This is a genomic window from Halorussus lipolyticus, from assembly GCF_029338375.1.
Lineage (GTDB): Archaea > Halobacteriota > Halobacteria > Halobacteriales > Haladaptataceae > Halorussus > Halorussus lipolyticus.
Window position 1 is genome coordinate 2,246,931 of the sequence record NZ_CP119804.1, and the last position, 17,272, is coordinate 2,264,202.

Below are 17,272 nucleotides of genomic sequence, written 5' to 3' on the forward strand. Positions count from 1 at the left end.
CGTCTGCCGGTAGCCGCCTTCGAGTGGGATAGTTGTGCCAGCTACCTACCGAGAAAATTACTTACGGCAGGCTCGGGAATGACTGGCCATGGCACGCGAACAGCGAACTGCGGCGGGGACCACCAATCGAGCGAGGAGACCGCCGGAGGTGACGCGATGAGTCTGGTCGGCGGCACCCTCGGCAAAATCGGCGCGGTCCTGCTGGCCGGGTTCGTCGTCTCGGCCGCGGGGGTCGGCGCGGCGGTTTCGACCGGCGTGGTCAGCCTCCAACCGCCCGCGGTCGAATCGGTCGAGAACGACTGGGGCGAGGTGACGAACGACCGGACCGAGATTCAGACCCAAATCGTGGTTGACAACCCCAACAAAGTGGGCGTTCCGGGGGCCGCCAGCGTCACCTACGACGTGACGATGAACGACGTGACGATGGCGGAAGGGTCGAGCGGCGGCCTCTCGCTGTCGCCCGGCCGGAACGAGATTTCGCTTCGGACCGACATCGACAACGACGAGATTCCGGCGTGGTGGGCCACCCACATCAACAACGGCGAGGAGACCACCCTCTCGGTCGAACCCTCGGCGAAAGTGGCGTTCGTCTCGCAGGGCCTGCCCTCGTACGACCGCACCTTCGAGACCGACATGCTCTCGGCGTTCGACAGCGAATCCGGCCAGTCGGTGCAGGCCGGGAACCAGACCCTGCTGACCGTCGAGCGAACCGAGGCCTCGTGGGGCACGGCGACGGAGAGCGAGACACCCCTGCGGTTCGCCGGGACGGTCCGCAACCCCAACACCGCGCCCCTCACGTTCGCCAAAATCGGCTACGAGGTCTCGATGAACGACGTGACGGTCGCCGAGGGAACGACGAACGGGAGCGTCGAGATTCCGGCGAACGCGACCGGCACCATCGAAATCAACTCGACGCTGGACAACCGGAAACTGGACGAGTGGTGGGTCAGCCACCTGAACCGGGGCGAGCAGACCGACCTGAACGTGTCGGTGTTCGCCGTGGTCGAGCGAGACGGCCAGAATCGGCGGATTCCCCTGTCCTTCCTGAGCAAGCGCGTCGCGTTCGAGACCGACATCCTCGGCGGTGGACAGGCGACGACTCGGGCGGTCGGCAGTCCGGGCAAGGGGAAGGGCCTCGGGGTCACGCCGCCGCGAGTCGTCTCCATCGACCGCGACTGGACCGCGACCGACTCGGGCACCGAGTTCTCGACGACGGTCGTCGTGGACAATCCCAACTCGGCGGACTCGCGCCTCGGAAACGTCTCGCTCGACGGGACCTACCGGGTGGCGCTCAACGGCGTGGCGCTGATTCAGGATAGCCAGCAGACGACGCTCACGCCCGGTCGAAACGAGTTGACGGTCTCGCGGGGCGTCAGCGACGCCGCCATCCAGCGGTGGTGGATGAGCCACGTCCGGAACGGCGAGCGGACGAAGTTGGTCACGGAGGGCCGGGCACTCGCTGACCTCGGGTTCGCCGAGGTCCCGATGCCGCTTCCCGAGCAACACGAGACGTTCAAGACCGACATGCTCTCGGGCGTGCGGAAGGGAAGCGAGGAGATTTCGCTCCGGGGGAAGCGAGTCGCCAAACTCCACGGCGTGCGCGCCGAGTGGGGCGACCCGACGATGCGCCGGACGCCGATAGCAATCGACGGGAAGATGACGAACAAGCGCAAGCAGGACCTGACCGTGAAGAAACTCGGCTACAGAATCGAGGCCAACGACGTGGTGCTGGCCGACGACGAGACGACGGTCGGGACCACGATTCCGGGCAAGTCCACCCGGAAAATCGACGCCACGGCGGCGCTCGACAACCAGCGAATCGACGACTGGTGGACCAGCCATCTGACCAACGGCGAGGAGTCCGACCTCTCGGTCTCCTACTACGCCGTGATAGAGTACCGCGGGTCGCAGTTCACGGTCGAACTCGACTCGATGAGTTACGACAAGACCATCGAGACGAGCGCCTTCGGTAGCACGTAGGCGGACCGGCGACTCTCGGCTTTCCAGCGCGAGGCGCTACGTCACCCCGAAACGAAACGCTCCGATGGTCGGCGATTCGGTGGGATATTTCAGGCGCACAGTTCTGCGCGCCCGAAATCACGACTCACTCGCGCTGAGACGACCACGACGAGGAGTGAGCGACCGCGAGAGAATCGGCGCTAGTCGTCGGCGGGAATGGGGTCCTCGTCGGGTTCGCTGGCTCTGCTGGACGTTCGTGACCAGTCGCCGCGCCTGTGGCACCTGCTATCTCCCACTACGGGCCTGCGACAGCGGCGGGGTACGAATTTTCGACGTACTGCGACAGGTCGGGAGGACAAAAAGGCGCGGAGCGGTCGTTACTGGAGTCGTTCGAGCGCCGTGACCGCGGCCCGGACGACCAACAGCGGGAGCGCGAACGTCGCGCCGATGGCGAGGACCCACCCCGCGAGGAGGGTCGGAACCGTCAGCGGGACGAGTTGGGCCGCGGTGGCGAACGTCGCGCCGGTCAGCAGGGCCGAGACCACCAGCGCCAGCAGGGCGGCGACAGGGAGTGTGACGCGGGTGAGACCCGAGGCGATACGGCCGTGTTCGGCCCGAGTCGCGGGCGCGACCCGCCGAAGCGTGGTGTGGAATTTCATCGGTCTGTCCTCACCAGTAGATAGCGATGCCACCACCAAAAGCATAATCTGAATTATATTTTTGTAGCCGGGGTTACTGGAATGGGGTTCTGTAAATTGGGCTATCTTTTCGGCCCTTTGGGTATGGGGACATCTCTATGGTGCGTAAGCAATTATATATTTATTTTAGGAAATTGTTTCTGTTTCTTCAAACTCACTCTCGCGGGTTTCGGTCCGGGCCGGGATACTCGCCGTCTTCGACCGCCACGTACAGCGATTCGGCGTCAAACAGGCCGACGAACCCGGCGGGCGTCTTGACGCTCAGGTTCATCCGGGACCCGAACGTCGCGCTGGCCTCGGCGCTCCGCAGGTCGTCGTCGTAGCTCAAAACGTGGGCGGCCTGCGACTGGTAGGCGCTGGCGAGCGCGGGGTGGTCGCCGGCGGGGTGTTCGACCGGGACGCGCAGGTCCTCGATTCGCTCGCGCCACTCCTCTGCGAGGCCCGCGTCCGCCACCTCCCGAATCACGGCCTCGGCGTCGTCGAGGAGGTGGTCGCTGGCGACCAGTTCGACCCACGAGTGGCTTCGAATCTGGTCCATCGCCTCGCGGGCCGGGTTTCCGTCGCCCACATCGCTCGCCCCGCCGAGGAGGTCCGCCACCAACACGTCCGCGTCGGCGACGATGCGGGCCGGGTTCGTCTCGGGCGTCTCAGGCATCGTCGGCCTCCGCCGAATCTCGTCGGTGGGCGTCCAGACGCTGGCGTATCGTCGCCACGTCGGTCTCGTACTCCTCGGCGCGCTCGAACAGGTCGGCCCAACTCATGGTCGGAGATGCGTCGCGGGCGAAGAAAAATGTGAACTCCTCGGCGTCGTCGTCTGGGTTTTTGGATATTGGTTAGACCCGTCGTGGAAATGGCGACAGAGGCCTCGAAAGTACTCATGCTCGAAACGACAGGCACAAACAGGACAGCAACCTCCTCGAAAGCCCTCGCGCGGTTCGCGGTCACGTGAGGGGTGGCGGCGCTCCGCGCTGTGACTGGCGAGCGGTGGAACCGCGAGCGAAGCGAACGTGATTTCGGAAGACGTGGGTTGTCTTCCGGCGGTCGCCCTTTCAGTCCGCCGAGGTGAGGGTGCCTGTGTCACCGAGCGAAGTGGATGGCTGGCGGTGCGTATCTGTTCGTCGGGGGAAGTATCGGCCCGCGGAATTTTACCGCCAGCGTGACAACAGACGAGCATGGTCGGACTCCCCGAGGACCGCGAGCGGTTCGCGTGGTGGGCGTTTACCCTCGCAGTCGTCGGTGCCTTCGCGTTCGTCCTCTGGGCGTTCGTCGGCACCGTCGTCCTCGGGGTGTTCATCTACTACGGGACCCGCCCGCTCTACCGGCGACTCCGGACCGAGTTCTCGTCGGGCCACGCCGCCGATTTGACCCTCGTCATCGTCCTCGTTCCGGTGTTCGCGCTGGTGGGCTACACCGTCTTCGTCGGGTTGGACCAGTTGAGCCAACTGACCGGGACCGACCTCGAATCCTACGCTCGGTTCGTACCGGGGTCGCCCGAACAGGCGTCCGCGCTGGTCGAGAACCTGCGAGGCCTCGTCGGGTCCGGGCCGATTCAGGGCCAGATGCAGGAGATACTCGGGGTTGCGGTGTCGGCGTTCACGACCCTGACCGCCGGACTGGCCCACCTCGTCCTCGCCTTCCTGCTTGCGTTCACCCTCCTGCGCGAGGACGACCGCATCGCGGGATGGTTCCGCGACCAGTTCGGTCCCGAGGGGTCGGCCGCCAACGCCTACTTCGAGGCCGTGGACGCGGACCTCCACACCGTCTTCGTCGGCAACGTCCTGACCGTCTTCGCGGTCATCGTCCTCGGCGTCGCAGTCTACAACGGTCTCGATATGCTCTCGCCGGAGGCTATCGCCGTCCCGGTGCCGACCCTCCTCGCGCTGTTGACCGGTCTCGCCACCCTCGTCCCCCTCGTTGTCGGGAAAATCGTCTACGTCCCGGTCGGTCTCTACCTGACCTACCTGTCCGTGACAGCGCCCGGCCCCGGTCCCGGCCCGATTTGGTTCCCGGCGGTGTTCTTCGCGGTCTGTTTCGTCCTGCTGGACCTCCTGCCGGTGGCGGTCCTCCGCCCCTACATCGCCGGGCGGAGCGTCCACGGCGGCCTGATGGTGTTCGCCTACATCGGCGGCACGATGCTGTTCGGGTGGTACGGTCTCTTTCTCGGCCCCCTGCTGGTCGTCGTGGCGGTCCAACTCGCCCGCATCGTCCTCCCGCCGCTGGTCCACGGCGAACCCGTCACCGGGCGGGTCGTGGCCGCCGAGTCGCTCGGGTCCGACCCCTCCTCGATAGTTGAGAGTCCGGCGACCGACGGTACCCCGGTCGAGAACCCCGACGCGGACGACCCGGCCAACGACCCCACCGCCGACGACTCCGCGGGGAGCGGGTGAACAGCGCGACAACCGACGGAGGAAAGACCGAGGAGGTCGAACGACTCGGAAACGAATGGCTGACGAGACTTACCGGACGGTCGCGGGTCGGGGGCGAGCAACCTTCGAGGTCCAAGGGTCGGAGTTCATCGGGCACGCCGCGCCCGCCGCCGACCGAGACGAGGCCGAGGCTTTCGTCGCCGACATCCGGGCGGAGTACGACGACGCGACCCACAACGTGCCCGCCTACCGGGTCCGGACCGGCGGTGACATTTTGCGCGAGTACGGCGACGACGACGGCGAACCCTCCGGGTCGGCGGGCAAACCCGCGCTCAACGTCCTCCAGCAGGAGGCGGTCGAGAACGTCGTCGCGGTCGTGACCCGGTACTACGGCGGGACCAACCTCGGGGTCGGCGGCCTCGCCCGGTCGTACTCCAGCGCCGTCAAGGACGCCATCGAGGACGCCGGCATCACCGAGGAGCGACCCCACGAGCGATTCGCCATCACCGTGGAGTACGACGACTCGGGGACAGTCCGCGGCATTTTGGAGAGCGAGGACGCCGACTTCGAGGCCGACTACGGCGAGCGCGCTGACTTCGAGGTCCGGGTCCCGAAAGCCGAGGGCGAGGGTCTCCGAGACCGCATCCGGAGCGCGACCAGCGGTCGGGCCGACATCGACGACGACCCCGGCGAGTGAGCATCCCCGGCCCCGACCTCAGTCCCGAGCGCAGGTTTATCACCGAGGAGGCGGCCAACCGTGGCCATGCTCGAACTCGACTCGCGGGCCGAAATCCGCGCCGGAGTCGCCCTCGTGGAACTCGTCGTCCGGAACCCGACAGCCACCGCCCGCCGGTTCCGAGTGGGGGACCGACTCGACGGCCCGCTCTGGCCGCCCCGAAGTAGAGGCGTCCCCGAGGCAGGCTGGGACGACGGCGGTTTCGAGGGCGTCGTCGCACCCGAGGACCGCCGCGTCCTCGGATACGCCAGTCCTGTCCCGGACGACGCGACTGCCACGGAACCTCCCGCGGAACTCGTCTGGACCGAGCGCGCCGGGGAGTCGGAAGCCAAAAGTGACGCGCTCACCGCCGAGGCGACCCCGGAGGCCGTCGTCCGGTCGCTCGGCGACCACCGGCCGCCCGCCGACGCCGTGCCGACGCCGACTCCTCGGACTGGGCAGGAGCAGACCGAGAATTTCCGGAGGTCGCCGTGATTCTGGCCGTCGCGGGCGGGAAGGGCGGCGTCGGCAAGTCCACCGTCGCGCTCAACCTCGGCGCGGAACTCGACGCCGTGGTCGTGGACGCCGACCTCGCCATGGCCGACCTCTCGGGGCGGCGCGGTCCCGACCTCCACGACGTGCTGGCCGGTCGGGCCGACCCCCTCGAAGCGGTCTGTGAGGACGGCCCGGTCGTCCTCCTCCCCTGCGGCCGGACCCTCGCCGGAGCGCGGGCCGGCGACGTGGCAGGTCTCGTCGGAGCGGTCGAGGAGGTCGAATCCGCCTACGACCACGTGGTCATCGACTGCCCGGCCGGGATGGCCGCCGACGCCGGGATGCCCCTGCTGGCGGCCGACGCTGTCGTGCTGGTCGCGGCCCCCGAGGAGTTCGCGCTGGCCGACGCCCTCCGGACCCGCGAGTTGGCCCGCGAACTCGACGCCGGACTGTCGGCGGTCGCGCTCAATCGAACCGCCGGTGAGAGTCCGCCGACCGAGCGAGTCCGCCGCGCCCTCGGTGCCCCGGTCGTGGCGATTCCCGACGACGAGCGAGTTCGGCGGGCACAGCGCCACGGTTCTCCGGTCGCCGGAATCGCGCCGGAGAGCCACCCCGCTCGGCGGTTCGGGGAACTCGCAGAAGAAGTCTCGCGGTGTCTCGGTCGGCGCGTCGGTCAGTTCCGCAGGTCCTGATACGACGACCGCAGAGTCACGGCGGTCACGTCGGCGACTTCGGCGGCCTCCTTCTGAGTCATCCGGTGGCGGGTTTCTCTGGCGGCGAGGTAGAGACACGCCGCCGCGAACCCGCCGGGGTTGCGCCCCGAAATCAGATTCTCGTCGTGGCCCTTTTCGACCAGTTGGGCGGCCTCGCGCTCGATTTCGGTCGGGAGGTCGAGTCTGCTGGCGAACCGCGGCAGGTACTCGGCGGGGTCGATGGGACCGGTCGGGAGACCCAACTCCCGATTGAGGGCGTCGTAGGCCGTCTTGAGTTCGCTCCGGCTCGCTCGGGCGACCGCCAGAATCTCGTCCAGCGTGCGCGAGACCGAGGCGGTCCGGCAGGTGGCGTACACCGCGGCGGACGCGAATCCCTCCAGCGACCGGCCCTGAAGCAGGTCCTCGGACTGGGCCGACTCGAACAGGACGCACGACCGGTCCCGGACGTTCTTCGAGAGGTCGAGCGAACTCACCAGTCGCCGAATCTCGGTGAAGGCGTAGACCTGATTGCGCTCGGTCTTCGACCCGATTCGGGCGCGTTCGTGGTGCTTTCGCATCCGGGCGACCTGTCGGCGCTTGCGGCCGGTCAGTCGCAGGTCGGTGTCGTGGCCGATTTCGGTCGTCAGGCCCCTGTCGTGGCGCGACCGGGTGAGTGGCGCGCCGGTGCGCTCCTTCCGACCGTCGTCGTCCGCGAACGACCGCCACTCGGGGCCGCGGTCGATGCGGTCCTCCGAGACCACGAGGCCGCACTCGTCGCAGATGGTCTCGTCGCCGTCGGGAGTCAGTCGGCCGTCGCATTCCGGGCAGGTCCGGGAGGGAGCGTGTGCTTTGCTCATTACATTCGAATCTTCGCCCGAAACCCTATTTAAAGGAAGGCCGGTGGCGGGTGAAATACCCAAAATCGAGGGAGAGAAGGTACCGGTAACCGGTAGGCTCTCGCGGCGCGAGGGGTATCAGATTCGATACCTGTCGCGCAGGTTTAAGTAGGCGAGGCGGGAACCTTCGAGTGTGACGCTCTCGGACATCGCCGACGGTCTCGAAGTGACCACCGAGCAACGCGACCGAGGAGTCGCCTCGGTGGACGCGACTGCCGAGGCCGAGAGTGACGGTGACCTCCGGGAGACCCTCGCCGAGTTCGCCGACGACCTGCCCTGCGACGCGGCCTCTGGGGCCGCGATACTCGACGGGCACACCTCGGGCCAGTCGGTCGGCGACACCGCCCACGAGGCCGGGGTCGCGCCGATGACGGCCTCGAAGACGTTGCACCTGCTGGGGTGTGAGGGTATTTCGCCGCTGACTCCTCGGGCGCACAAGATTCTGCGCGACTGGCTTTCTGCCGACCTCTCGCGGACCGAGGCCCGCGAGTTGACCGGGGCAAGCGAAACCGAGTTCGCGCTGGCGACGTTCGTGGAGACCCACGACCCGCTTCCGGGTGGCCGAGCGGTCGTCGAAGGCTATCGCTCGGCGTACAGTGGTCCGGGCGAGGACACCCTCGAAGAAGCGAGGAGTGCCCTGACGGATTTGGTCTGAAGGCGATTCGGCCGTCGAAGTTCAGCGCTGTGGACTACGCTTTGATTTCGCACTCGTGAGCGCCACAACTGAACGGAATGACGAAGAACATTTTCGTGACCTCCGGGAGAAACATGCGAGCTGGAGAAGTATAAAATTTTTCTGAGGTGGTGGGAGATATATTGGTTCTGGGACCGGATACCGAGGGTCGGCGCGCTACGATTCCACGTAGACGTGCTGGCAGTTGTCCTTGATTTCGACGCTGAGGTCCGCGTCGGATTTCCCGCGAATCCAGATTTCGGCACCGGCCCAGTTGTCTCCCGAACAGTCGGGATTCGGCCAGTCCCGCTCGAACTCCGTGCCGTCGATGGTCACGAGGAGGGTCGAGGGGTCGGTCGATTCGGGGAAGGTGGCGTCCTCGTCGGCCTCGTTGGACTCCGACATGGTGTAAGATTGCTCGAAGAGAGTCTCACCGGCGTCGTTCTGGACGACGACGGTCACGTCTCGGGTGACCTCCTCGTCTACGTGATACACCGTGACGGTGTGGGCGGGGGTGCGCTCGTCGGCGGAGAGACTGCCCAAGCAACCTGCGCTCCCGACACTGGCGGCTACCGCGGTTTGGAGCAGACGGCGGCGTTTCATGGTTTAGGATAGGTATTGTTTTGCTAATAACATTTTGGCGGTCGAGTCACTGTGCCCGCATCGAAAAATAGTGGCGGTCGAGTTAGTCGAGCGTGGCCTCGGACTGGTCGAGGGTCATCAGGGTGTCGCCGTCGCCCTCGGTGCCCGTCTTCTCCTGATTCACCTCGGTATCGACCGAGTAACTCACCGAGATGCCGGCCGGGAAGGAGACGCCGAACGACGAGGTAACGTCCACGTCAGTCCAGTTGTGGAGGTACTGGCCGAAGACCTCGCGCTGGCCGTAGCTACAGTCGCCGATGGGTTCGATGTTCAGGCCACAGTAGAGGGTGTCGCCGTCGCTCGCGGAAACGTCGTCCACGGAGAAGGCGACGCCGTCGTTGTTGTTGTCGTCTTCCGGCGTGACGTAGCTACTGGTGTACGTCGTGTCGCTCAGGGATTGGAAGTAGTAGTCCCAGCAGGAGTCGGTGTAGTAGAGCGCGGCACCGTCGTTGGGTTGCTGGCCGTAGTCGCCGACTTCGAGGTCATACGTCCACTCCATGTCGATGGTGTAGATGGTACTGCTGGAGTTGGTGTACAGCGTGAAGTCGAGGCAGATGTCACAGTCGCTAAAGGAGCCATCGACGTTATCGAACTCGTTTGTCGAAACGTCGTCGTCACCCTCGCGTTCGACGACCATCGGCTTGCGGACAGTCTCGTAGTTGATTCCCTGCTTGTCGAGGAACCTCAGCATGGCCTGTCGGCCCTGCTTCTCTCGAATCTCGTTGGCGGCCTCCTGAGCGGCGAAGTACTTCCGGTGGGGGTCGGCGGCCGAGACGGTCCCGAGGACGCCGGTACCGGTGATGGCCGCGCCCGCCGTTCCGAGCGCCTTCAGTGCGTTTCGTCGGTTGAGCGAACGGTCGCTGTCACGGTCGAAATCGCTGTTTCGAGTCATGCGGCAATTCGTTTTTCCGAAGAACAGTTGTTAAAATATTATAATAATCCTATATACAGCTAGGAGTTGATTTTATTTGTAATAGCACTACTGAAAAATCGAGGTCAGGACAGCGCGTCGGGCAGGAGTTCGTCCGCGTCGAAATCGAGGAGACCGGGGTCCTCGAACGCCAGACCGAGGTCCACGTCGAAGACGACCTCAGCGGCGTGTGAGACGGCGGGCGCGAAGGTCGCCTCGGGGTCGGGCGCGCTGGCCGGGACCTCCTCGGCGGTGGTGGCCTCGCTCTCGGGAATCGCGGCGTCGGCGTTCTCGACGGGATGGTCGGGGTCGGCGCGGTTTGCGAGGCGGGCGTCCACACTCGCCCCGACGTCGGCGATTCGACCGCTGGCGCGCTGAACCGCGTCCACACCGCGGTCGTCGGCGGGCGCGACCACCGCGACTCGCTCGGCAGACGTGACCGCGGCGACAGACTGGTTCGCGGCGACCGGCGGGGTATCGACCAGCACGTGGTCGAACTCCGCATCAGCCTCGGCGAGGAGGTCCTCGAACCGCCGCGCCGACTCGATACTCTTGGCGCGGGCCATCCGCTCGAAGGGCGCGTGGGCCGGGCAGAGTTCGAGTCGCCCCGCGAGGTCGGCGGTCGCGGAGTGTTCGCGCAGACCCGCCGAGAGGAGTCGGTGAGTCGGTCGGGGGTCCTCCTCGGTCAGGAGCGCGGTCAGGTCGGAGTCGATGCGCCCCGAGACGTGGCGCGAGAGGCCTTCGGTGGCGAACGCGGCGTCGAGGACGGCGACCTCGCGGCCGTCGCGGGCGAGCGTCGCCCCGAGTTCGACCGCGAGTCGGGTGGTGCCCGCGCCGCCGGTCGCGCCGACGAGCGCGGCAGTCGAGTAAGCCATTGGTTCGGGGTTGCCCCGGCCTGATATAAAAGGGTACGCTTGGTCTCCGGTCGTTTTGGGTGCGACGCTTGTCCGACTGGCTCTCGGAGGATACGCTCGGTGAAACTCTCCACCAGAATGCGCTCGGTGACGCAACCTCCGGGTGGGATGAAGGGGCCGCCCGGTCGCGTTCAGTTTAGTCGCTCCGTGACCCCTATCCGAGGCGGGCGGTGCTGAGAGCCGAGGATATGTCACGGAGCGACCGCGAGCGGGCGGGGGCTTCAGAAGTCGTCTTCCCTCCAGTTGTCTCGTCGTTCTTCTTATCGGTTCCCCAGAATCCGACGCTAAAACTCACTCCATCTGCGCTTATCGCTGATTGTGAATCTTCTCGGCGATTTCGTCTAACTCCTCGTCAGAGAGGTCCGGCCGCTGGCCCGCGACGGCGTGAATCGGGTTGCCGCCGTCGCCGTCGAAGCGCGGGATGATGTGACCGTGAACGTGCGGGACCTCTTGGCCGGCGGCCTCGCCGTTGTTGAACGCGACGTTGGTTCCGTCGGCGTCTACCGCGTGTTCGACCGCGGTGTTCAGACGGTGGAGCGCGCCGAAGACGTGGGCCGCCACGTCCTCGGGGGTTTCTTCGAGCGTCTCGTGGTGTTCCTTCGGGATGACGAGCGTGTGGCCCGGCGCGAGCGGGTTCGCGTCGAGGAAGGCCATCGCGGTGTCGTCCTCGAAGACTTTGCGACTCGGGATGTTGCCATCGACTATCTGACAGAAGATGCAGTCGTCGTCACTCATGATTGTGCTTGGTGTGTTCGACGGCGTGGCGTATGAAGTTTGAGGCTTCCGGGCGGAGACGAACGGGACGAGAGGCGAGCGAGACTGTCGTGGTCGTGGCGAGTATACAAGACACATCTAAACAATTTCCTAAACACTATATTTATTTCTTAGACAATCATTTATAATTCTGGGCATCAAAGGAGCTAGCTTCAGGCTTGAGCAAAGCCGTCACCGCAACCGCATCGCTACCGCGGGCCTCACGCCTCCCCAGCCTCCTCGGTCACTCCCTGCAGTCGTTCACTCGTCCCTCGCGCACGTTGCTCGCGCGCGCCGGGTTGAGAAAGACACCATCCACGGACAGACCAAACTGCACAACCGAACCCAATTTAACTCCGTAGGAGAACAGAACAGGTATGAGCAGGTTCGAGGAGGTAGACGACCAGTACGAACCCCACGAGGTCGAAGACCGGGTGTTCGACTACTGGGACGAGACGAACGCCTACGAGAAGACGAAGGAACATCGCGCCGACGAGGAGACCTTCTTCTTCGTGGACGGGCCACCGTACACCTCCGGGTCAGCCCACATGGGCACGACGTGGAACAAGACGCTGAAGGACGCTTACATCCGCTATCTGCGGATGCAGGGCTACGACGTGACCGACCGGCCGGGCTACGACATGCACGGCCTGCCCATCGAGACCAAAGTCGAGGAGCAGTTGGGCTTCGAGAACAAGAAGGACATCGAGGAGTTCGGCGAGGAGAACTTCATCCAAGAGTGCAAGGAGTTCGCCGAGGACCAACTCGAAGGACTCCAGTCCGACTTCAAGTCCTTCGGCGTCTGGATGGACTGGGACGACCCCTACAAGACGGTCAACCCCGAGTACATGGAGGCCGCGTGGTGGGGCTTCGAGCAGGCCCACCAGAAGGGCCTCGTGGAGCAGGGCCAGCGCTCCATCTCCCAGTGTCCTCGGTGTGAGACCGCCATCGCCAACAACGAGGTCGAGTACGAGGACGTTTCGGACCCCTCCATCTACGTCAAGTTCCCCTTGCAGGACCGCGAGGGCCACCTCGTCATCTGGACCACGACCCCGTGGACCATCCCCGCCAACACCTTCGTCGCGGTGGACGGCGACGTGACCTACCAGCAGGTCCGCGCCGAGAAAGACGGCGACGAGGAAGTCCTCTATCTCGCCGACGGATGCATCGAGGACGTTCTGAAGAAGGGCCGCTACGACGACTACGAGGTCGAAGGCGAGTTCACCGGCGACGAGATGGTCGGGTGGAAGTACGACCATCCCCTCGACGAGGAGGTCCCCGACCACGCCGAGGGCGAGGACGCGCTTCAGGTCTACACCGCCGACTACGTGGAAGTGGACCGGACTGGCCTCGTTCACTCCGCGCCCGGCCACGGTGAGGAGGACTTCGAGCGCGGCACCGAACTCGGACTGGACATCTTCTGTCCGGTCGGCGGCGACGGCGTGTACGACGACTCGGCCGGTAAGTACGCCGGCGAGTTCGTCAAGGACGCCGACGACGACATCATCGCCGACCTCGAATCGAAGGGTCTGATGCTCTCGTCGGGCACGACTCACCACAGTTACGGCCACTGTTGGCGGTGTGACACCGGCATCATCCAAATCGTCACGGACCAGTGGTTCATCACGATTACGGACATCAAAGACGACTTGCTGGACAACATCGAGGACAGCGAGTGGCACCCCGACTGGGCGCGGGACAACCGCTTCCGGGACTTCGTGGAGGAGGCCCCCGACTGGAACGTCTCCCGCCAGCGATACTGGGGCATCCCCATCCCCATCTGGCTCCCCGAAGACTGGGACGGAAGTATGGAGAACGCCATCGTCGTCGGCGACCGGGAGGAACTCGCGGAACTCGTGGACCAAGACGTGGACCCCGACGAGGTGGACCTCCACAAGGGCACCGTGGACGACCTCACCATCACCCGAGACGGGACCACCTACACCCGCGTCCCCGACGTGTTCGACGTGTGGCTGGACTCCTCGGTCGCCTCGTGGGGCACGCTAGACTACCCGAGCGAGGAGGACGACTTCGAGGAACTCTGGCCCGCCGACCTCATCATGGAGGCCCACGACCAGACCCGCGGGTGGTTCTGGTCGCAACTCGGCATGGCGACCGCCGCGATGGGCGAGATTCCCTACGAGGAGGTCCTGATGCACGGCTACGCCAACATGCCGGACGGTCGCGGCATGTCCAAGTCCAAGGGCATCCTCGTGGACCCCCACGAGGTCATCGAGGAACACGGCACCGACCCGATGCGGATGTTCCTCCTGTCGGCGAACCCGCAGGGCGAGGACATGCGCTTCTCGTGGGACGAGACCAGCGAGATGCAGAGAGACCTCAACATCCTCTGGAACGTCTTCCGGTTCCCCCTGCCCTACATGCGTCTGGACGACTTCGACCCGCAGGAGACCACCCTCGAAGACGTTGACGAGGACCTCGAACTCGTGGACGAGTGGGTGCTGGCCCGCCTCCAGTCGGTCGTCGCCGAGATGTCCGACCACTGGGACGACTACCGCCAAGACCTCGCGCTCGACGCCCTGCTGAACTTCGTGGTCGAGGACGTCTCCCGGTTCTACATTCAGGTCGTCCGCGAGCGAATGTGGGAGGAGGAAGACAGCGCGAGCAAGCAGGCCGCCTACGCCACCTTCTACGAGGTCCTCTCGACGGTCGTCGCCCTGCTGGCACCCTACGCGCCCTTCGTCACCGAGGAGATTTACGGCACCCTCACGGGCGATTCGGGCTACGATTCGGTCCACATGCTCGACTGGCCCGAAGTCGACGAGTACTGGCAGGACACCCAACTGGAGACCGACGTGACGCTCCTGCGCGCCATCGAGGAGGCCGGGTCGAACGCCCGCCAGCAGGCCGAGCGCAAACTCCGCTGGCCGGTGACGCGCGTCGTGGTCAACGCCGACGACGAGCGCACCGTCGAAGCGGTCGAGCGCCACCGCGACCTGCTGGCCGACCGGCTCAATTCGCGCGAAATCCAACTCGTCGCGCCCGGCGACGACTGGGGCGAACTCCACTACTCCGCCGAGGCCGACATGAGCCTCCTCGGTCCGGAGTTCGGCGACGACGCCGGCCGAGTCATGCAGGCGCTCAACGACGCCAACATCGCAGAGCCGACCCTCGACGCCCTCGAAAACGCAGTCGAGGACGACACCGGCATGGACGTTGACCTGACCGACGAGATGGTCGAGTTCGTCACCCAGACGCCCGAAGGCGTCACTGGCGTCGGCTTCGACATCGACGGCGACCAGCGCGGGGTCGTCTACGTCGATACCGAACTCACCGAGGACATCGAGAGCGAGGGCTACGCCCGCGAGGTCATCCGCCGAGTGCAGGAGATGCGCAAGGAGATGGACTTAGACATCGAGGAGCGCATCGTCCTCGAACTCGACGTGGCCGACGACCGAGTTGCCGGCCTCGTGGACGAGCGCATGGGTCTCGTGAAAGAGGAGGTCCGCGCCGACGAGGTTGGCACGGTCGAAGACGGCCACCGCAAGACGTGGGACGTGGAGGGCGTCGAGATGGAAATCGCAGTCGCTCTCCTCGCGGAAGCAGAAGCGTAGGACGAGAGCGCGGTTCGTCGTCAGATTTTTTCGGCGATTGCAGGCGCGACGGAGACGTCGCTGACCGGTCGCTCGATGGTGTCGGTCCCGCAAATCGACTCGACGCCCGCCTTCGAGAGCTTCGTGTAGGCGTCGGCGGCCAGCATCGGGTGGACGCAGGTCACGAACACCCTGCTCGCACCCTTGTCGGTCAGGATTTCGACAGCGCCGGACATGGTGGACCCGGTGGCGATGATGTCGTCGGTCACGACCACATCTCTGCCCGCAACGTCGGTGTCGCTCGGGGTGAGTTCGACCTCGGTGCCCGAGTGGCGGACCTTCTCGAAGTAGTCGGTGTCGCCTCTGCCGTAGGCGTCCCGGACCGTCCCAGCGATGTCCAGCGCGCCTTCGTCGGGCGAGAGGAAGACGGGATTTTCGAGGCCCTCGGGAAGGGGGTCCGCAAGTCGGCCCGCGGCGTCGATTGGTTCGGCGGGCACGTCGAAGAAGTCACAGACCGCGTTCTCGTGGGGGTTGACCGTCAGCACGCGGTCGGTGCCAGACGAAATCGCCCGAGCGACGGCGCGGGCCGAAATTGGGTGGCCCTCCTCGAAGGCGGCGTCTTGGCGGGCGTAGCCCATGTAGGGCAGGACGGTCACGATTTCGTCGGCACCCCACTCGCGGGCGGCGTCCTGCAGTTGAAGCAACTCGACGTGGGCGTCCGACGAGACTGTCGAGGCCACGACGATGGCTCTGTCGGCGTCCTCCTCGGCGAATCCGGGCGCGGCCGCCAGTAGTTCGCCGTCGGGGAATCGCTCGTACTCGACGCTTGCGAGGGGTTCGTCCAGTTGGGCGGCCAGTTCCGCAGAGAGGGCCTGCGAGGCGGACCCGCTGATAATCATACGCGAGGGGTGTACGTCGGCGGGTAAATCGGTTTTCAATTGGCGCGTCCCGGTCAGCGGCGTCAGCGTCGGACACCGCGGAATCGGGGACAGGAATTACTTTTATTGCTAAGAGCAATATTAATCGTTTCAAGAGAATTGTTCTGCCACTTCCCGCTACTGGGGCGCGGCAACCGCCCGAACCCCGCGAATCCCGAGAATCTGGTGGTTCCACCCGTCGCCGACCGACAGCAGGAAAGTGCCGTCCGCAGTGACCGCGTACGCGCCCTCCTCGCCGTGGTCGAGCGCGACGATTTCTCCCTTGACGGGCAGTTCGACTTCGCGCCACTCGCCGTCGTCGTGGCCGAGGAGGACCCCCTCACCTGCGGCGTGCGCCCATCCGAGTTCCCCGGCGGAAGACGCCGCCGCGCCGACGGCCCGGAACGTGCCGTCTCGCTCGTCAAGCCACCCGTTGCCGAGTCTGTAGAGGCCGCCGTCGGTCGCGGCCAGTGGCACCCCGTCGGTGGACACGTCCCGCGCACTGTCGAGGCCGACGTGTCGGAGGCCGTCGTCGGTGGCCCGATAAACGCCCGACTCCGCCGCCACGAAATCGCCGTCGATGGCGCGCACGTCGTCCAGTTCGCCGAGTTCGGTCCAGTCGCTCTCGTTCTCTCCGCCGACCGCCGCGTTCCCGCGAACGACGGTGCCCTCCTCGCGCGCGACGAGGAGGACCCCGCCCTCGCCAAGACCGACCGCGACGGTGGGGCCGACGCCGAGGGGTCGGAAGGTGACTGCCTCCTCGTCGCTGTCGCCGAAGACGCCGACCAGCACGTCCTCGTCGGTAGCGACTGCGAGGCGGCCGTCTCTGCCCGCGGCGTCGCGGGCCGTGCATCGGTGGGCGAGACCGAACTCGCCCACGAGGTCGTCGGAGGTATCGACCCGCGCCACGCCGAGGTCCCCGACGACGTAGACCGGCGTCGGTCCTTCGCTGGCGTCGTACACCCGCTTCTCGTCGATACTGATGCCCATGGTCGAAACTCGTCGTAGAACGGTGAAAACGTTCTCGTTCGCCTCGCCGCCGAGGACCGAGTGGGCCTTCGAGGGGCGACCGACCGCGCCCGCGTAGAACT

16 protein-coding genes are annotated in these 17,272 nt (G+C 65.8%); 7 read left to right on the plus strand and 9 right to left on the minus strand.

Going from position 1 to position 17,272, the window contains the following annotated elements; translation table 11 throughout:
• Positions 1 to 78 precede the first annotated feature (78 nt).
• Positions 79 to 1,980, plus strand: a complete 1,902-nt coding sequence (locus P2T57_RS11435; RefSeq protein ID WP_276299339.1) for an LEA/WHy family protein — start codon at positions 79 to 81, stop codon at positions 1,978 to 1,980.
• Between the two features lie 356 nt (positions 1,981 to 2,336).
• On the opposite strand, the gene P2T57_RS11440 is transcribed toward P2T57_RS11435, so the two are convergent.
• Positions 2,337 to 2,618, minus strand: coding sequence for a hypothetical protein (locus P2T57_RS11440; RefSeq protein ID WP_276299340.1), 282 nt, complete (start codon positions 2,616 to 2,618; stop codon positions 2,337 to 2,339).
• A 193-nt stretch (positions 2,619 to 2,811) separates the two neighbouring features.
• Positions 2,812 to 3,312 (minus strand): DUF7384 family protein, encoded by a 501-nt coding sequence (locus tag P2T57_RS11445; protein ID WP_276299341.1) that lies wholly within the window; start codon positions 3,310 to 3,312, stop codon positions 2,812 to 2,814.
• 517 nt (positions 3,313 to 3,829) lie between these two features.
• Here P2T57_RS11445 and P2T57_RS11450 point away from each other — a divergent pair.
• The 4 genes from P2T57_RS11450 (at position 3,830) to P2T57_RS11465 (ending at position 6,922) form a co-directional block, all read left to right on the plus strand.
• Entirely contained in the window at positions 3,830 to 5,044 is a 1,215-nt protein-coding gene (locus P2T57_RS11450; RefSeq protein ID WP_276299342.1) for an AI-2E family transporter, read from the plus strand.
• A 55-nt stretch (positions 5,045 to 5,099) separates the two neighbouring features.
• Positions 5,100 to 5,720 (plus strand): IMPACT family protein, encoded by a 621-nt coding sequence (locus tag P2T57_RS11455; RefSeq protein ID WP_276299343.1) that lies wholly within the window; start codon positions 5,100 to 5,102, stop codon positions 5,718 to 5,720.
• Between the two features lie 66 nt (positions 5,721 to 5,786).
• Complete coding sequence (locus P2T57_RS11460; RefSeq protein ID WP_276299344.1) at positions 5,787 to 6,233, plus strand: DUF7857 domain-containing protein; 447 nt, start codon at positions 5,787 to 5,789, stop codon at positions 6,231 to 6,233.
• Complete coding sequence (locus P2T57_RS11465) at positions 6,230 to 6,922, plus strand: P-loop NTPase (protein ID WP_276299345.1); 693 nt, start codon at positions 6,230 to 6,232, stop codon at positions 6,920 to 6,922. Before P2T57_RS11460 ends, P2T57_RS11465 begins: the two co-directional genes overlap by 4 nt.
• Here the strand turns inward: P2T57_RS11465 and P2T57_RS11470 are convergent.
• Positions 6,904 to 7,779 carry a transcription initiation factor IIB gene (locus P2T57_RS11470; protein WP_276299346.1) on the minus strand — a complete coding sequence of 292 codons (876 nt, stop codon included), beginning with the start codon at positions 7,777 to 7,779 and terminating at the stop codon, positions 6,904 to 6,906. The two genes, P2T57_RS11465 and P2T57_RS11470, sit on opposite strands and share 19 nt — an antisense overlap.
• A gap of 172 nt (positions 7,780 to 7,951) precedes the next feature.
• On the opposite strand from P2T57_RS11470, the gene P2T57_RS11475 reads away from it, so the two are divergent.
• A complete protein-coding gene (locus P2T57_RS11475; RefSeq protein ID WP_276299347.1) occupies positions 7,952 to 8,473 on the plus strand; it encodes a DUF7858 family protein in 522 nt (173 codons plus the stop codon).
• 195 nt (positions 8,474 to 8,668) lie between these two features.
• Here P2T57_RS11475 and P2T57_RS11480 read toward each other — a convergent pair whose 3' ends face one another.
• From P2T57_RS11480 to P2T57_RS11495, 4 genes are all read right to left on the minus strand, one after another.
• Entirely contained in the window at positions 8,669 to 9,094 is a 426-nt protein-coding gene (locus P2T57_RS11480) for a hypothetical protein (RefSeq protein WP_276299348.1), read from the minus strand.
• 82 nt (positions 9,095 to 9,176) lie between these two features.
• Positions 9,177 to 10,025 carry a hypothetical protein gene (locus tag P2T57_RS11485; RefSeq protein ID WP_276299350.1) on the minus strand — a complete coding sequence of 283 codons (849 nt, stop codon included), beginning with the start codon at positions 10,023 to 10,025 and terminating at the stop codon, positions 9,177 to 9,179.
• A 104-nt stretch (positions 10,026 to 10,129) separates the two neighbouring features.
• A complete protein-coding gene (locus P2T57_RS11490; RefSeq protein ID WP_276299351.1) occupies positions 10,130 to 10,918 on the minus strand; it encodes an AAA family ATPase in 789 nt (262 codons plus the stop codon).
• A gap of 345 nt (positions 10,919 to 11,263) precedes the next feature.
• Positions 11,264 to 11,692 (minus strand): HIT family protein, encoded by a 429-nt coding sequence (locus P2T57_RS11495; protein ID WP_276299353.1) that lies wholly within the window; start codon positions 11,690 to 11,692, stop codon positions 11,264 to 11,266.
• A gap of 395 nt (positions 11,693 to 12,087) precedes the next feature.
• Between P2T57_RS11495 and ileS the strand changes: the two genes are divergently transcribed.
• Complete coding sequence (gene ileS, locus P2T57_RS11500; protein WP_276299355.1) at positions 12,088 to 15,285, plus strand: isoleucine--tRNA ligase; 3,198 nt, start codon at positions 12,088 to 12,090, stop codon at positions 15,283 to 15,285.
• Positions 15,286 to 15,305: 20 nt separating this feature from the next.
• Here ileS and P2T57_RS11505 read toward each other — a convergent pair whose 3' ends face one another.
• Both P2T57_RS11505 and P2T57_RS11510 read right to left on the minus strand, forming a co-directional pair.
• On the minus strand, positions 15,306 to 16,163 hold the full coding sequence (locus tag P2T57_RS11505) for a ribose-phosphate diphosphokinase (protein ID WP_276299356.1): 858 nt from the start codon (positions 16,161 to 16,163) through the stop codon (positions 15,306 to 15,308).
• Positions 16,164 to 16,319: 156 nt separating this feature from the next.
• Positions 16,320 to 17,171, minus strand: coding sequence for an HVO_0234 family beta-propeller protein (locus P2T57_RS11510; protein ID WP_276299357.1), 852 nt, complete (start codon positions 17,169 to 17,171; stop codon positions 16,320 to 16,322).
• Positions 17,172 to 17,272: the final 101 nt, after the last annotated feature.

Excerpts from the sequence above, each read along its gene's own strand:
- ileS (WP_276299355.1), top strand. The coding sequence starts at position 12,088 with ATGAGCAGGTTCGAGGAGGTAGACGACCAGTACGAACCCCACGAGGTC.
- P2T57_RS11485 (WP_276299350.1), bottom strand. The coding sequence starts at position 10,025 with ATGACTCGAAACAGCGATTTCGACCGTGACAGCGACCGTTCGCTCAAC.
- P2T57_RS11490 (WP_276299351.1), bottom strand. The coding sequence starts at position 10,918 with ATGGCTTACTCGACTGCCGCGCTCGTCGGCGCGACCGGCGGCGCGGGC.
- P2T57_RS11510 (WP_276299357.1), bottom strand. The coding sequence starts at position 17,171 with ATGGGCATCAGTATCGACGAGAAGCGGGTGTACGACGCCAGCGAAGGA.
- P2T57_RS11495 (WP_276299353.1), bottom strand. The coding sequence starts at position 11,692 with ATGAGTGACGACGACTGCATCTTCTGTCAGATAGTCGATGGCAACATC.
- P2T57_RS11450 (WP_276299342.1), top strand. The coding sequence starts at position 3,830 with ATGGTCGGACTCCCCGAGGACCGCGAGCGGTTCGCGTGGTGGGCGTTT.
- P2T57_RS11480 (WP_276299348.1), bottom strand. The coding sequence starts at position 9,094 with ATGAAACGCCGCCGTCTGCTCCAAACCGCGGTAGCCGCCAGTGTCGGG.
- P2T57_RS11470 (WP_276299346.1), bottom strand. The coding sequence starts at position 7,779 with ATGAGCAAAGCACACGCTCCCTCCCGGACCTGCCCGGAATGCGACGGC.
- P2T57_RS11445 (WP_276299341.1), bottom strand. The coding sequence starts at position 3,312 with ATGCCTGAGACGCCCGAGACGAACCCGGCCCGCATCGTCGCCGACGCG.
- P2T57_RS11460 (WP_276299344.1), top strand. The coding sequence starts at position 5,787 with ATGCTCGAACTCGACTCGCGGGCCGAAATCCGCGCCGGAGTCGCCCTC.
- P2T57_RS11440 (WP_276299340.1), bottom strand. The coding sequence starts at position 2,618 with ATGAAATTCCACACCACGCTTCGGCGGGTCGCGCCCGCGACTCGGGCC.
- P2T57_RS11505 (WP_276299356.1), bottom strand. The coding sequence starts at position 16,163 with ATGATTATCAGCGGGTCCGCCTCGCAGGCCCTCTCTGCGGAACTGGCC.
- P2T57_RS11435 (WP_276299339.1), top strand. The coding sequence starts at position 79 with ATGACTGGCCATGGCACGCGAACAGCGAACTGCGGCGGGGACCACCAA.
- P2T57_RS11455 (WP_276299343.1), top strand. The coding sequence starts at position 5,100 with ATGGCTGACGAGACTTACCGGACGGTCGCGGGTCGGGGGCGAGCAACC.